This is a genomic window from Robertkochia solimangrovi, assembly GCF_007279655.1.
Taxonomy (GTDB): Bacteria; Bacteroidota; Bacteroidia; order Flavobacteriales; family Flavobacteriaceae; genus Robertkochia; species Robertkochia solimangrovi.
The window spans coordinates 153,833-169,397 of record NZ_QKWN01000006.1; the positions used below are offsets into that span (position 1 = coordinate 153,833).

The 15,565-nt window shown below is 40.1% G+C and carries 14 protein-coding genes; 9 read left to right on the forward strand and 5 right to left on the reverse strand.

The window, feature by feature from the left end:
• Nucleotides 1–60: 60 nt before the first annotated feature.
• From DMZ48_RS08985 to DMZ48_RS09010, 6 genes are all read left to right on the forward strand, one after another.
• Nucleotides 61–600 carry a YceI family protein gene (locus tag DMZ48_RS08985; RefSeq protein WP_143954801.1) on the forward strand — a complete coding sequence of 180 codons (540 nt, stop codon included), beginning with the start codon at nucleotides 61–63 and terminating at the stop codon, nucleotides 598–600.
• A gap of 33 nt (nucleotides 601–633) precedes the next feature.
• A complete protein-coding gene (locus tag DMZ48_RS08990; RefSeq protein ID WP_143954802.1) occupies nucleotides 634–1,323 on the forward strand; it encodes a hydrolase in 690 nt (229 codons plus the stop codon).
• Nucleotides 1,324–1,452: 129 nt separating this feature from the next.
• Entirely contained in the window at nucleotides 1,453–3,249 is a 1,797-nt protein-coding gene (locus DMZ48_RS08995; protein WP_143954803.1) for an amidohydrolase, read from the forward strand.
• A 30-nt stretch (nucleotides 3,250–3,279) separates the two neighbouring features.
• Entirely contained in the window at nucleotides 3,280–3,720 is a 441-nt protein-coding gene (locus DMZ48_RS09000) for a DoxX family protein (RefSeq protein ID WP_143954804.1), read from the forward strand.
• Nucleotides 3,710–4,162 carry a DMT family transporter gene (locus DMZ48_RS09005; protein ID WP_143954805.1) on the forward strand — a complete coding sequence of 151 codons (453 nt, stop codon included), beginning with the start codon at nucleotides 3,710–3,712 and terminating at the stop codon, nucleotides 4,160–4,162. The genes DMZ48_RS09000 and DMZ48_RS09005 overlap by 11 nt, the downstream gene beginning before the upstream one ends.
• 3 nt (nucleotides 4,163–4,165) lie before the next feature.
• Nucleotides 4,166–5,512 (forward strand): alginate export family protein, encoded by a 1,347-nt coding sequence (locus tag DMZ48_RS09010; RefSeq protein WP_143954806.1) that lies wholly within the window; start codon nucleotides 4,166–4,168, stop codon nucleotides 5,510–5,512.
• Nucleotides 5,513–5,552: 40 nt separating this feature from the next.
• Here DMZ48_RS09010 and DMZ48_RS09015 read toward each other — a convergent pair whose 3' ends face one another.
• The 3 genes from DMZ48_RS09015 to DMZ48_RS09025 all read right to left on the reverse strand — a co-directional run bounded on the left by DMZ48_RS09015 (nucleotide 5,553) and on the right by DMZ48_RS09025 (nucleotide 9,747).
• Nucleotides 5,553–6,338 carry an alpha/beta hydrolase gene (locus DMZ48_RS09015; protein WP_143954807.1) on the reverse strand — a complete coding sequence of 262 codons (786 nt, stop codon included), beginning with the start codon at nucleotides 6,336–6,338 and terminating at the stop codon, nucleotides 5,553–5,555.
• Nucleotides 6,339–6,522: 184 nt separating this feature from the next.
• Nucleotides 6,523–8,910: a TonB-dependent receptor gene (locus DMZ48_RS09020; RefSeq protein ID WP_143954808.1), complete on the reverse strand. Its 2,388-nt coding sequence runs from the start codon at nucleotides 8,908–8,910 to the stop codon at nucleotides 6,523–6,525.
• A gap of 339 nt (nucleotides 8,911–9,249) precedes the next feature.
• Nucleotides 9,250–9,747, reverse strand: coding sequence for a DinB family protein (locus DMZ48_RS09025; protein WP_143954809.1), 498 nt, complete (start codon nucleotides 9,745–9,747; stop codon nucleotides 9,250–9,252).
• 271 nt (nucleotides 9,748–10,018) lie between these two features.
• Between DMZ48_RS09025 and DMZ48_RS09030 the strand changes: the two genes are divergently transcribed.
• Nucleotides 10,019–10,978, forward strand: a complete 960-nt coding sequence (locus DMZ48_RS09030) for a helix-turn-helix transcriptional regulator (protein ID WP_143954810.1) — start codon at nucleotides 10,019–10,021, stop codon at nucleotides 10,976–10,978.
• Between the two features lie 7 nt (nucleotides 10,979–10,985).
• Here the strand turns inward: DMZ48_RS09030 and DMZ48_RS09035 are convergent, their stop codons facing one another.
• Both DMZ48_RS09035 and DMZ48_RS09040 read right to left on the reverse strand, forming a co-directional pair.
• Nucleotides 10,986–13,697 carry a hypothetical protein gene (locus DMZ48_RS09035; RefSeq protein WP_143954811.1) on the reverse strand — a complete coding sequence of 904 codons (2,712 nt, stop codon included), beginning with the start codon at nucleotides 13,695–13,697 and terminating at the stop codon, nucleotides 10,986–10,988.
• Complete coding sequence (locus tag DMZ48_RS09040) at nucleotides 13,687–14,442, reverse strand: DUF805 domain-containing protein (protein WP_143954812.1); 756 nt, start codon at nucleotides 14,440–14,442, stop codon at nucleotides 13,687–13,689. Before DMZ48_RS09040 ends, DMZ48_RS09035 begins: the two co-directional genes overlap by 11 nt.
• A 349-nt stretch (nucleotides 14,443–14,791) precedes the next feature.
• Here DMZ48_RS09040 and DMZ48_RS09045 point away from each other — a divergent pair, with 349 nt between their 5' ends.
• Both DMZ48_RS09045 and DMZ48_RS09050 read left to right on the forward strand, forming a co-directional pair.
• Nucleotides 14,792–15,274 carry a MarR family winged helix-turn-helix transcriptional regulator gene (locus tag DMZ48_RS09045; RefSeq protein ID WP_143954813.1) on the forward strand — a complete coding sequence of 161 codons (483 nt, stop codon included), beginning with the start codon at nucleotides 14,792–14,794 and terminating at the stop codon, nucleotides 15,272–15,274.
• A 17-nt stretch (nucleotides 15,275–15,291) separates the two neighbouring features.
• A complete protein-coding gene (locus DMZ48_RS09050; RefSeq protein ID WP_143954814.1) occupies nucleotides 15,292–15,546 on the forward strand; it encodes a CBU_0592 family membrane protein in 255 nt (84 codons plus the stop codon).
• The last annotated feature ends 19 nt before the right edge of the window (nucleotides 15,547–15,565 follow it).

The following is a 15,565-nucleotide window of genomic DNA, read 5'->3' on the forward strand; positions in this document are numbered from 1 at the left end:
ATATGTTTAAATAATGTGGATCATTCGCAATGTTCTTTTAACCATTTAAATATTCAAACGATGACAACAAAGACTAAAACCAGGTGGATCGTTGATCCGACTCATTCAGAGATCGGGTTTAAAGTGAAACATATGATGTTCACTAACGTTTCAGGGAAATTTGAAAAATTCGAAGCCAGTGTCGAAAGTGATAATGACGATTTTGAGGATGCCATATTCACCTTTAAGGGTGAGACAAAATCTATAAACACCGGAAACGGTGATCGGGACACACACCTGAGAAGTGGTGACTTCTTCGATGCGGAAGAATTTCCAATTATCGGGTTTGAATCTACTTCATTTAAAGATTCTGACTCCGATGATTTTATTATGAAAGGTATCCTTACCATCAAAGAAATAGCAAATCCAATTACACTGCATGCCGAATTTATGGGCACTGCAAAAGATCCCTGGGGAAATCTTAAGGCAGGCTTTTCCATGAGTGGAAAGATAAACCGAAAAGACTGGGGATTAAACTGGAATTCGGCTTTAGAAGCCGGTGGCGTACTGGTGGGTGAGGAAATCCGCCTCCTGATAGATCTTCAGTTCATCAAAGAATAACCAAAAACTATTAATCTAAAACAACCATTAATTATGAAAAATCTAATGTTAACATTAATGCTGGGAATAACAATCTCTTTCGCATATTCTCAAAAACCCAGTCCGGAACTTCTAAACCCGGAAAATCACACCCTTGTTCTCATAGATCATGAGAGTCAGATGGCATTTGCCACCACGAACATAACCATTGATGCCCTACGAAATAATACAGCGATGATCGCCGGAGCTTCCAAGATCTTCAAAGTACCTACCGTGGTAACCACTGTAGCTGAGGAATCCTTCAGTGGACCTGTATTTCCTGAAATCGAAGAATTCTATCCGAAAGCAACTTCAAATTACATCGATCGTACTACCATGAATAGCTGGGAGGATGTAAATGCGCATAAGGCAATCACTTCTAAAGGAAAAAAGAAAATTGTTCTCGGTGGTTTATGGACCAGTGTATGTATTGTTGGCCCGGCATTGTCAGCTATTCATGATGGGTACGAGGTTTACGTAATCACGGATGCCTGTGGAGATGTGTCCGTTGAAGCACACGAGCAGGCCGTTGCCAGGATGATCCAGGCAGGAGCCAAACCCATGACTGCCATTCAATATCTACTGGAATTACAACGGGACTGGGCCAGACAGGAAACCTATGTTGCCGTTACTGATCTTGTTAAACGATATGGTGGTGCCTATGGAATAGGAATTATCTACGCTCATAAAATGCTACAACATTAAAGAATATGGGAGTCTCATACTGCTGAAATTTCAGCGAACAGAGGTTTATTAACGATAAATATACCTTCTCATTTACTTTCTCACGGGATGACAACCAATTATTGAGACTCCCTCTTTAAAATATTAAATATGAAAGCATTACTCAATAAAAGTTCACTCATATTGATCATGATCATCTGGTTCACCGGATGTAAAGATGACAAAGAAAAGCCAACATTATCAGCGGATATGATCATTATAAACGCAAAGGTCAGTCAGGATGATTCACAAGAATTCGCAGAAGCCTTTGCCGTTAAAGATGGTAAATTCCTTAAAGTGGGATCCAACCGATCCGTAATCGAATACAAAGGCGACAGCACCCAGGTTATCGATGTGCATGGAAAAACAGTGATACCGGGACTTAATGACTCCCATACACATCTGATAAGAGCCGGATTAAATTACAATATGGAACTACGATGGGATGGTGTTTCCTCCATCGAGACCGCATTACAAATGTTAAAAGAACAAGCTGAACGAACCCCGGAAGGCCAGTGGATACGCGTTATCGGAGGCTGGGGCGCATATCAGTTCAGGGAGAAAAGACTTCCAACGCTTGAGGAGATCAATGAAGCAGTACCCGACAAACCTGTATACATCCTCTATCTCTATTCGCTGGGCTACCTGAATCAGAAAGGTATAGAAACTTTAGGCTATAGTTCAGAGACAAAATTTCCGGGAGGAGAAGTGGAAATTAAAAATGGTAAACCCACTGGGTTGCTAATCGCTAAACCCAGCGCACTGCTATTATATAAAACACTGACGGAACTACCGAAACTTACAGAAGAGCAACAATTGAACTCAACCATACACTATTACAGAGAATTGAATCGTTTGGGCGTTACCAGTGCGATAGATGCTGGTGGTGGTGGTCAATACTATCCCAACAACTACGCAGTATCCCGCAAGTTAGCAAAAGCCGGAAAGCTAACGGTTCGTACCTCCTACTACTTGTTCGCAGTTGATAAAGGGACTGAATTCAATTTCTTTGAATCTGCCGTAACGAATGCTAAACCGGGTACAAACGATGATCTGTTCAAACCGAACGGGTATACCCTGGAAGGTGCCGGAGAGAACCTTACCTGGGCGGCGGCAGATTTCGAAAACTTTCTGGAACCACGACCCGAACTAGGTGCGACTATGGAAAATGAGCTGGAAGAAATCGTTACACTTCTTGCCAAAAATAAATGGCCCTTTCGTATACATGCCACTTATAATGAATCCATTGGGAGATTTCTTGACGTATTTGCTAAGGTTGATAAAAGGTATCCCTTTTTAAATGAAGTTCACTGGATCATCGATCATGCCGAGACCATTGACGATCATAATCTTAGAAGGATCAAAGAAATGGGCGGTGGCATTGCTGTTCAGGACCGTATGCTCTTTCAAGGTGAATACTTTACAGAGCGCTATAGCGATACGGCTGCGAAACATACCCCCCCTATTCGTAAAATCATCGAAATGGGAATACCAATGGGTCTGGGCACCGATGGTACAAGAGTTTCCAGTTTTAACCCGATGCTAACGCTGTATTGGGCAGTTTCAGGAAAAACCCTTGGTGGACAGAAAATCTATGAAAGTTCAAATACGTTAAATCGTACCGAAGCATTACGGTTTTTAACACATGGAAGTGCTTGGTTCTCCAACGAAGAAACTGAAAAAGGACTTATAAAAGAAGGTATGCTTGCCGATTTTGCAGTGCTTTCAGAAGACTATTATACCATCCCTGAGGATAAAATCAAGAATCTTACTTCAGATCTGACCGTTGTTAACGGAGAAATCGTATTTGCCAAAAATGATTTTAAAAATTATGATCCTGAAGTACCAGAGATCATACCGACCTGGTCTCCGGTACGATTCTATGGAGGATATCAAAATCCTGAATAAAGCCCTTGTAACCCTAAAAATGAAACCGTGATGAAAAAATTGATTCAATTCCTTTCTAAAACTCATATTCCGGTTAAACGAATGGATTGGTTATTATATGCCTTTCGTTCTATGGTGTCTCTCGAACTTATGATCGTACATGGATTTAAAAAAATCGGATTGGGGATCACTACCACAGAAATTGTCCCCAATCCTTATCACCTGCCGGAAAGCCTCAATCAAGGATTTGCCATTTTGGCGAATCTGTTATTCCCGATTATGGTGATCTTCGGGTTTCTAACGCGGTTGGCGGTAATTCCCATTCTTATGGTAACCATCTCCGGATACTTTGCAGTGCATTGGCATGATTCCTTACTCGTCAAGGATGTTCCTTTTATGTACTCCACTGCCTTTCTTTTCATCCTTTTCTCTGGTCCGGGAAGGATTTCAGTTGACCATTATCTTTTTAAAAAATATACGTATGAAAGCTAACCTCATCTTAATACTGTTTGCGGTACTTGCCGGAGCCGTTCTTCCCATCCAGGCCGGACTCAATGTTCAACTGGGCAAATCGGTTCATCAACCTGTTTTCGCTGCATTTGCTTCATTCCTCATCGGTTCGATAGGCTTGCTAATCTATCTTGTTATCATCAAATTTGATTTCGGGAGTGTGGTACAAGTACGTGAGGTTTCACCGACAGTATGGCTTGCCGGGATTCTTGGAGCTTTCTATGTAGCGGCCGTGATCGTACTGGCACCAAAACTTGGAACCGCACTCACCTTCTCACTGGTGGTTACTGGCCAAATGATCATCTCCCTCGTTCTCGATCATTATGGTCTATTAAGCCTGCCCGTGCAGGAGATCAATTGGCAACGCCTGATAGGCGTGGTATTACTCACAGCCGGAGTATTAATGATTCGGGGGTTTAATTAAATCATGAAGTTCCGGACAGTCATATGGTTCTGTATTCTAAATATTTCGATTGGTCTGGCTCAGCGTTCTGAATCACTCACCTTCAAGTTACTAAGTCAGTATAATGAAGTAGGATTCCTAAGGGATAAATCACAAAAATCACCTTACGAAAAGTTGAAATATATACCGCTTAACAATCAAACCTTTATCACTTTCGGGGGTGGATACAGGTTTCAGGCGGAGAGCTTTATCAACGAACAATTTTTAAAGGCAGGCAGGCAGGACAACCTATGGTATTTGAACCGGATTCTTCTGTATACCCAAATCGTTATAAACGACCGGTTCGAGGTCTTTGCTGAACTAAATTCCAGTACCGTACTAAATAAAAATGAATTATCACCTGTTGATAAAGATATACTTGCCTTTAACCAATTGTTCTTCAAATACCATATAACTAAAAACTGGAACCTGCTTATCGGTCGTGAAAATCTTATGTTGGGAAGCCGCAGATTGGTAGATCTGCGTGAAGGTCCAAATGTCAGACGTTCTTTTGATCTGGTGGATTTATCCTTTATAACAGATCGCATAACGATGAAAGCATTTGCAGGTATACCTGTTAAACCCAAAGAAGGAGTATTCGACAATGAAAGTTTGAATGGAGAAGAATTATTGACAGGTCTTTATCTGACTCATAGTCGATCTACTTCATTGAATTTTGACTTTTATGGACTCTACCAGAAAGATCCCAAAGTGACATATAATGCAGAGACGTCTGATGAACATCGTTATTCTTTCGGTAGCCGCTTTTTTGGCAACTCGGGTAAGTTCAGCTATAACCATGAATTCGTTTATCAATTCGGCAAGTTCGGTAATAAAACTATCTCAGCCTATACCCTTTCCTTTCTCGGTGATCTGAAAATAAGTTCAAAAGGCCTGATCGGCTTGAAGACCGAACTCATCAGTGGAGATAAGGACCCCAAAGATAACTTGCAGAATACATTTGATGCAATGTATCCGAGAGGCGCATATTTCGGAAGAGTTGCCCGGTTCGGTCCTGCAAACCTGATCGATATCCATCCCTACATAAATTTCACCTTGTCCAAATTTTTCTTTGAATTAGACTATGATGCGTTCTGGAAATATTCAAGAAATGATGTGGTATATGATGCTGCATTAATGCCGGCCTATACCGAAAATCGTAACAGCACATTCATCGCTCATCAAATCGGCTCTTTTCTAAGTTATGAATATAATAATCATTTGAGTTTTGAATTGGAAACCAACTTTATCATTCCAGGAAAATTCCTGATCGACAGTGAACTAGAAGACACTTTGTACCATTTTGTCTTCAGTATGGAATTCAGATTCTGAAATTCCACAAAGTTAAAAAGGTGTTTCACCTTTGAGACCTTCAGGGAATTTGATTAAGCCAGTTATAAATAAACTCTGCACTTATTTCCCACCCCTGTTGTTGCAGAAAAAAATGATTATTTCCATCATATTCTTTATAGATAGTGACGGAGTCCTTGTGCGTATATCCTTTATAATTCCGATAGTTCACCGCTGCCGGCACAAATCGATCTTTACCACCGGCGATAAATAATAAAGGTACATGTGGTTTGGTGAAATCTATGCGAGCCTTTGCAGTAAATATATCGCTCAACAAGGCATTTGATTCCGGCACGGCATATTTGTCATAGGTCGATTTTTGTTCATCCGATGAAAGTCCGTTAACCATCACCTTTCGCCATAAACGGATGGGCATCAGCAAGGATCCTCGCTGCGAAGAGAAAATTCCACGGGCACGCAACAACGTTGCATAATAAGTGAAGTTTAAAGGAAAAATGCCTTTAGGCGGTATGGAATTCATGATCACACCGGCAGCTATCGTATATCGCTGCTGTAATAACTGAACCAATAATCCTCCCAGGGAATGACCGATGAGGATTGGTGGTTCAGACAATTCCTCAATGATCCCTCCATAAAAATCGATCAACGTATTCAATCGTACTGAGGCTGTTAAAGGATCAGGGTGTCGGCTTCTCAAGGTTTCGGAATCCACATTTCTGAATGGCCAGGATGGGGTCAGTACCTTGTAGCCTCTGACACTGAAAAAAGTTTTCCAATCTTCCCAGTAACTGGCATGATGAAAGGCTCCACTGATCAATAGTATATTCTTGGCTAAAATCGGACTCATTGGGATAAATGTTATGATTAGTTACATTTTGGTTTACAAAAATTCAACCATTATCATAACACCTTGATTATCCTTAAACAAGATGTAACCTAATTTCATTTTAACGAAATATCCCTGATAAATTGGTGACATATCGACAATGACCTTAAGAATTACCTTAAAAAGAGGGAATTAAAAACGAGCATCATCTACGACCTCCGGAATAGGTCATTGCTTCTCCCTTTCCGAAGCTATAACTGAAGCCGAGGGTTAAAAAGCGTCCTCTCAACGATTGATTATATTGGTAAAAGTCAGCTTGCCGAATATTGTTTTCCTCGATTCTTGAGGCAAACAGATCCCTTACCCCCAGATTGATAATCGCTTTTCCCTGCCAAAGCTTCTTACGCAACCCAGCATCAAGAAAGGCAAACCCACTGATCTCCCCTTGTACCGTTTTGTATTTCGACTGATAATTCCCGGTTATTTCAAGATCGATAGCTGCCGGCAATCCGAACTTTAAGGTTGAATTGACAGACCAGCGATTCCCATTAAAATCAAAGTCCTGATCCTCAAACGAGCCATTTCTAAAAAAATAACCATAATTCAGATCTCCGGTAATGGTAAGCCAATTCGCGGCTACATACTTCCCATTCAATTCCAAACCATATTGATCACGTGTTCCGATATTCTGGGGAGTAGTAATATTTACATTGCCTTCAAATCGGGAAACCGACTCCACAACATCGGTGGTATGGAGATAATATAAGCTGGCGTTCAACGAGAGTTTATCGAGATCTGCTATTCCGGTAAGCTCATAGGAGTCTGAGAATTCAGGTTGTAAAAAGGGATTTCCCCGTCTGATATTATAAGTATTCTGTATACTGAAAAAGGGATTCAGGTCCCAAAGCCTGGGTCTGAATATTCGTCTGGAGAATCCGAGTTGAATCGAAAGATCATCCGATAATTTATAGGAGGAATGAACGGTTGGGAACAGGTTGGTATAGTTCTGATCGTTCGTCTCACGTGTATTGACCAACAAGGTATTCAGATTGGTAATTTCAACTCGCATTCCTAACTTAATTCCCCAGTGTTCACCTTCATAGGAACCAGTTGCATAGAGTCCCAGTACCTTCTGATTATATCGAAAATCATTGGTGAGATCCTCATCGATTATCCAGGATCCATCCTCCCGGTTATATACTATATAATCATTACCGACATCATTGATCTCATACATCCCGCCGGACTCCAGGGTATAATTGTCATTGATCGGATTGGTATAATCGAGTTTAAATGTATAATCCGATTGATAAAAATCGGTTTCTGTTCTTTGGTCTGTATCGGTAAGCTCTCCGGCCAGCAATAGATTGGTAAAAGTAGATTCCTGCTTCTTCCCGAAAAAGTTACCGGTAGCACTACCCAATAACACATGGTCTTCATTATCACCGATTTGTTTTTTGTATTGCAGATCAAACTGATATTTTGGATTATCAGCGGATGTCTCCCCTATTCGTCTGTAGGAAGATGTTAGCTTCGAATCTTCGTCCTGTGAATCGATCTTATAATCCGAAGGAGAATCTTCCTTTTCAAAGGCAAAGTTCCCGGAGAGAGTAATGATATTTCTTGGGTTCAGATAATAATCAGCTCCCAGCGTAATATTTACAAAGGTTTCATTTCTGAATTCCTTCCCATCGGTTATTACTGCGGTCTGCGATTCAAGATTTCGGTTCAAACTTTCTCTTTCTGTTGGCAATGACCGGTAACCTACACCTATCTGGGAAAAAAGGTTGAACTTTTCTGAGCGATTGTTGAGGCTAACTCCTAAACTGTGATTATCCGGAATTCCTCCGTTAACCGATATAGAACCATTAAATCCTCGTTTTTCTTCTTTTTTTAAGATGATATTGATGATCCCGGAGGTTCCTCCGGCCTCATACTTGGCAGATGGATTGGTGATCACTTCGATACTTTCGATCATATCTGCAGTAATAGTTCCCAGCGCATTACCGGAATCATCCGCAAGTACGGATGGCTTACCATTGATCAGGATCTGCACGCCACGGTTACCTCGTAAACTGACCTGACCTTCAATATCGACAGTTACTGAGGGCACATTATTAAGAACATCCAGAGCCCCCATTCCTGTACTGCTGATATCCTTCCCCACATTGAACACACGTCGGTCGAGTTTGAACTCCACTGTAGACACTTCACCCTCTACAACTACGGCTTCCAGCGACTCCAATTGTGGATGCAGCTGAATAACTCCAAAGTCATTAGTACCCTGGGAAATATGCAGGTTATTCATTGTCCTGGTCCTATAGCCCATAAAACTTATCTCTATAAAGATTTCCGAAGCTTCCGTACTCACGGAAAATTCACCGGACTCAGCAGTTACTCCACCGGTGATTACCTGTGAATTCAACGTACTCTTAATCGTAATCGTGGCAAAAGGAATCGGGTCTCCAGAGATACTGTCAATAACCTTCCCGGTTATGGTAATGGCTGAATTTTGAGACCATCCTATCACCATACCGACAAAGATCAGCAGTATGGAAATAATTCTTATGTCAGGTACAAAATGCAGTAACATATTCTTTTGAAGTTTTAAAAAATAATGGGAACCAATAGGGTTATTTTCTGCTTTGGGTATCAGAAATTCATTTTAACACCTATTAATTTAGGATTTTTTAAATCTTCAAAAGAATATTTTAAACTATTTAATAAATAATTAAGGAATTGACTTATAGCCATTTACAGCATATAACTATTACTGACAGGTCTGGTCATCTTACCACGTGGAAAGAATCTAAGGGGAATCAAATATTTTATAGTATTTTTGCCATAATTCAAATATAATTATTTCAATCAGGAAGCTCTTCTATAATAAGGCTTCCTGATTTTTTTTATCACAGCGGTACTTTCTTTACCGTTAACGTTCATAAAATGCCGGTGGTTCGATTCCCAGAGCCCTGAGGTAAACAAAACCCTGACCCCGGTGATGAATCTCATTATCGATAAAGTAAAAGATCGAAGACCATACTGTTCCGTCGTATTGTCCGAATATTTTGATCTTCTCCTGAAATTGTTCCGGTTTGATCTGTTGCCAATACGTATTGATGGTCTCTGTAGTCTCATCCCATAGTTTCAGATATGCCTCTTTCTTATTTCCCAGATCCCGATTTTCATCAAAGGCCTGGACCTGTCCTGTAGCGATCTCCCTGACACCGGGTCCGGCTATTGCCAGTAACTCCAGCACCATCGCTGAAAAAGGTCGCATACCTCCGATCGTAAAATTGAAAAAATCCTCCTCAGGAAATTTTTCGATCACTCTGCGGGTCAGGTTTCGGTGGCCTTGAAAATGAGCTAAAAGCTCCTCTGATGTAATGACTTGTGACATAGATTCTTGCTTGTTTACTAATGTATCCATTTTCTTATTTTTTGATTATGAAACAAATTTAAAGGAGGCCTGTGACAACGGTTTGTCAGTAGTCTTTTTTTAATTTAAAACATTGGTATTCAATTAAATTCTCCCTTTCCCTAATCAAATACTCATCAAGCCTTAAGATACAATCCTTTTCCCTATCCATATCATTTAAAGGACACCTAAATCCCTTAACCAACCAACACTAAAACATAATTCTTAATCCAAAGCATTATTTCCCCAAGTATCCTGAATCCTCTGTATCTTGCATAACATTATGAGTACAGACACTGTTAAACGTTTCGACAGGATCATTGCGATTCTGGTCCAGTTACAATCAAAGCGAATCGTAAAAGCCCAGGAACTAGCCGATCGTTTTGAAGTAAGTCTGCGCACCATCTATCGGGACGTCAGAACCCTGGAGACCTCGGGCATCCCCATTGTAAGTGAAGCAGGTGTAGGGTATTCGATCATGGAAGGTTACCGCCTTCCTCCGGTCATGTTCACCCGTGAAGAAGCAGGTAGTTTTGTCGCTGCTGAGAAGTTCATGCAAAAATTTCTGGATAAGACCCTGGGAAGTTATCATGAATCAGCCATGTTCAAGATCAAATCGGTGCTAAGAGGGAGAGAAAAAGACTGGGTGGAAGCACTTGAATCTCAAATCGTAGTCGATCCTTCTGCAGATCTTTTCAATACGGAGATACCCGACGCATTACAGATCATTTTTGAAAGTATTGCTGAAAAGAATCAGGTTTTTCTTAGTTATCACGCTTCCCGTAGTGACGAAACTACGGAAAGAAACATCGAACCGGTAGGACTCTTTCATGAAAATGGATTCTGGTATATCATGGCTTATTGCCATTTTAGAAAAGATTATCGACAGTTTCGCACCGACAGGATCGTGGATATTAAACGTACTAACTTAGACTTTACCCTGGATCATGGAAGTTTAGATGAATATCGAAAGGACACCGATTCCTGTCCGAAGATAAAAGTCAGGATCGCTGTAGATAAACATGTGATCCCTTATATAAACAGTGGAAAGAATTATTATGGTTTCGTTTCCCAGCAAGCTGAAGGCAATACGGTTGAAATGACTTTTATGACCCGCGATATTCACAACAGCTTTTCGAGATGGTACCTGATGTTCTGCGACTACGCCACCATCCTCGAACCGGAAAGTTTGAAAATCAGGGTACGTGAAATTATTGAAAAAGGACTCACTAACATTGGTTAGTTACCATTCAGATCTCTTCTTCCATCATTTCCGAGGTCTCTTCCTGACCATTATTAACGGTAGTTTCATCTTCTTCAGGCTCTTCAATGGTCTCACCGGCAGCGTTCCTTTGCTCCAGTAAAAAATATAAACCATTCATGGAATCTTCATAAACAGAGATAGCAACTCCGTCACTGTTCTCTGCCAACTCATTATTTTCATTATACCGGCTGATCTTACCAACAATTCCGGAGTTGAACAGTTCATAATCATAAATGGCAGTTCCGTAGGTATCATTCATAAGCTTCAAATCTGCACCATAGGTTTCAGACCGACTGATCTCACCCACCGGCTCCCAGGTATAACGTATCTTATGATATCCGTAATCACCGATCACAGGAACACCGTCCTTATCAAAATATGCATAGGTCAGGGTATGCCCGAGTTCATTTAATTCGATTTTTGTAAAGGAGATTCCAGCATAATTATCAACAGTACTATCATCTTCATCCAGAAACCGGAGTGAAGTTAACCAGCCACGCTCATTATAGGTCTTAACCTCTGCACTGATCCCGGTTGCTTCTCTTGCCCGTCTGCCATGCTTATCAAAAAATGCGATCTTCAGTAATGAGCCGTATGCGTTATAATATTTCTTGCTGGTACAGGCACCCTCAATCAATTTTGAATCGATACCATACTTTTGAAGAATCGTTTCATTTCCCCATTTATCGTAAGATTTTCGGGTCATATGAACTCCCTCGGCCAGGATTGGTTCCCCTGTACCATTAAAAATACGGGACTCAATCAAGCGGTCACGACTATCATATTTAAATTTAATTATGCTTTTTATGCCTTCCTCTTCCGTCGCAGTGTATTCTGTTTGCTGGATGACATTTCCATGATCATCAAAATCGTATTCATAACGGGCTACACCATCAACGTTGGCAATATTGATTCCCAGGGAATCCAGTGATCTTTTCTCCCTGGCATACCCTTCAGCATTACGATTAAAAGTATATGTACAGATTCCATCCGGGGTTTTTGCCGGATTTTCGTCCGCTCCGAAATAACGCTCCATTAATAAATTTCCCGAAGCGTCCTTTTTAGATTCGATGATGGCCACATTATTAGTATTCTCTATAATATTCCCATAGGCATCGAGATTTAATTGACGAACAATGCTATCACCCATATATTCATAACGGGTACCTCCCCATTTATAATCATCATACCTGAGAACATATCCCGGATAATAAGTAGCCTCATATCGCTTCCTTCCCAGATCATCATACGCTGTAACTCTTTCGAAGATATCGTCGTTGGCAATAATGGGCTCATGGTTTACATTGAATCGCTTCTCGCTTATTTCACGATCATTACGGTCATAACGATATTCATATATGGATGCTCCGTTATCATCATAAGTAAGCTGCCCGTCTTCATCCAGAGAGCTAACCTGAATTACATTCCCTCGTTCATCATATTCATATTTCAGATTGAAATCTGATAAATATTTGGCAGGCCTGCCCTGGTCATCATACATACGGTAAGCGATCTTTCGATGTTGCATGTTATATTCAAATTCAGACCGGCCTATGAGGTCTTTATCCAGAACCAGCTGCAGCTTATGATCCAGATTTTCCACGCTTATGGTATGTCCGCTTCCGTCGAGTTTTATACGACTATGAAAAATTCCATGCTCATCAGCTACCGATTTGCCTTTTTTATCAAGATATGAACTGACATAAGTAGAATCGACGGCATTGTAAACCCATTTGATCTGACTATAATTGAAAGGGGACACTTTTTGATCCTTAGCATCCAAAAACTCGATCAACCGTTCATCATCACTTGTTTTTACAGATCTGTGTCGGTAGTTTTTAAGTTTCGTATTGAAGGTGCCATCACTGTTTAAAAGCCTGAATTCGATTTCACCATCTCTGTTTTTAATGATACGGGTGATGGCAGTTTCGAAATATCCTCCGTTAACCAAGGTTCCGTTCTTATAAAACCTTATTTCTTTGACCCAGGCACTTGCGTTATGAATCTCATAAACTTCATTATTTTCAAAATCGTAATCATCGGCTGGATAAGAATATAGTATCGTTCCATCATGGGTAACGTAGATCTTTCTGTAATACTTCGAGCTATTACTCGAATAACGACGGTAATGCTGAATGTTCTCATCCCCATAATAGGCAGTCTGGCGTAGCCAGTCATCGATCTGTAATTCCCAAAACCTTTGTTTTGGTGTATCGGCATTATGGTCGGCTTCAGTGTCATACTGATTCTGCAAACTATCCCGCAAGGTATTGTATTTGAGTCTCAGGGAATCCATTACCGCATAGTTTAGTCCATTCATTCCCAATGTTACAATATCTCTTCTCAAAAGTCGCGCACAATATTCCGTTATATTGAAATGATATTGTTCGTGGGTGAGTACATTATAGGAATCGTATTCATCCTTCAATTTTTCCGATTGATTCGGATCCATATAAGCAAAGACCCGGTTATTGGTATCTGTGATTAGTCGCGGACACGATATTCCGGAATAGATGGTTGCCACGTATTCGTCTTCCAAATAAGAAACCTCTGTAAAATCATCCCAGGATAGTGATCTTTCTGACCAGGTTAGATTCGGTTTGACTATCGTTGATTTCCTTTCATTGTGGGTAACACCAAAACCAAGTATTAGGATCAGTAAAATTCCGGAAGTAATAAGATGGTGTTTAGTTTTCATAGGATACCGGTTGTTTTTTAGAAATTAAAACATAGGTACTTTCAAAAGGATAGCAAAGGATGCTGATCACCAGAATATAAATGAGATCAAGTGGAAAAATCTCAAAAGGCAGCCCTCCAAATTGCTTAAAATACATAGTACACAGTATCCAGTAAAAGGTTGAAAACAGCATACGTTCTCGGAATCTTTTGAAGGAATCCGGAATGGCATAACCTGAAAAACTTATCCAGAGATATAAAAAATAGAATACTAACGGGGTCAAAAAAAGTACAGCTAAAACTAACGGTATTGAATAGGCGAAAATATGGGCTATCAATACAACCACAAGTACACTCGATAATAAAGGAGTACTCATCAAAATGAGTCGGGATACATTATGCTGAGTGAGACAGAATAATTTTTGAAAAGTCAAAACCTCTGTGTTATTCGTATAAGGATCAATCGCTTTAGGATTAGTACCGTAACGATTTTCTAACCCTGACCCTTCACTAAATAACTGCACTAAAATATAGAATGGTATAAATTGATTAAATCCAGATTCTCCCAGATCATGACATCGCTTTGTTCCCTGAGCTATCATAAACCAAGTAACTATAGCACCCATCAAATAGAATAGCGCTGGTATCTGGTCCAGGGTATTTTCAAACGCGAAAATAATACTATCGGCTGCAATTGCAATAATAAGGCTCAATCCAAATTCAAGTCGTCTGATGCGACCGTCGAACGAAAATGGTGCTAAAAACATAATAAGTAGGTTGGTCAATCTGAAAAGCAAGGTAAATCTTTCTTTTAAACTAAAAAATCATTTTATGGATTTTATCACATCCTGAATCCTTAAATGAACTACTTTCATTGGTGAATTTTAAAGGATTTACTGTGATACAACTCATAATTCTTTGGTGTCCGATTAAAATCTTATGGTCTGCTGGAGCAATGGAAACCAATTAATTAAGGATTATGAATTATGGAAAATAGTTAGCTCCATTTCTTCATTCTAAATTAATAATTCTCAATTCTTCATTCTTAATCTTTAATTTATGTAACCAGTTACGTAATTTGTATTACATTTGCGTAACCGGTAACGTATCTTAACGATGGAAAACGATTTTTTATATGAAATGGAGTATCCGGGTCTGACCGGAAGATTGAAAAGGCTGAGCGACCTTTTCATCTATCAGACCAAGCAATTTTACCGCGATCATGATCTGGATATCGAACCGAACTGGCATCCCATATTCGAGCTTTTAAAAAAACACGAAAGGCTTACGATAACCGAGATCGCAACATACCTGCATTTCACGCATCCGGCTATTGTGAAGCTCATCGACAAGATGAAAGCCCATGGTTATATAAAATCGATCAGGGATAAAACAGACAAGCGTAAATTTCAGCTTGAACTCTCCGAAAAGGCCCGATCGAAAATGCCGTTGTTGGAAACATACTGGGCAGCAGGAAATCTGGCACTGGAGCAAATGCTGGAGTTTGATGATTCACTCCTGCAACAAATGAAAGTCCTGGAAAGCAATATGTCATCCCGGGAATTCAACAGAAGAATGGAAGACAATTTAAAAAATTAAGTTTATCGAAAGGATTGATGAAGATATTATTGGATCTATCAGGATGGCTCGGGTCATTTATGGTGCTGCTTTCATATGCACTGACCCTTTCAAAATCGAAAGATTTTAGTGTCGTAAACCGCTATCTGAACCTGATGGGCGGAATACTGATCGCCGTAAATTGTTTATACTATAAGGCCATGCCGTCATTTGTTACCAATGTGATCTGGAGTTTGATCGCATTTGTTTCCTTATATAGAGCGCGTCAGCATCTCTTAAAGAATTTGAAATAACCCGAAAGATTTTAAAGAA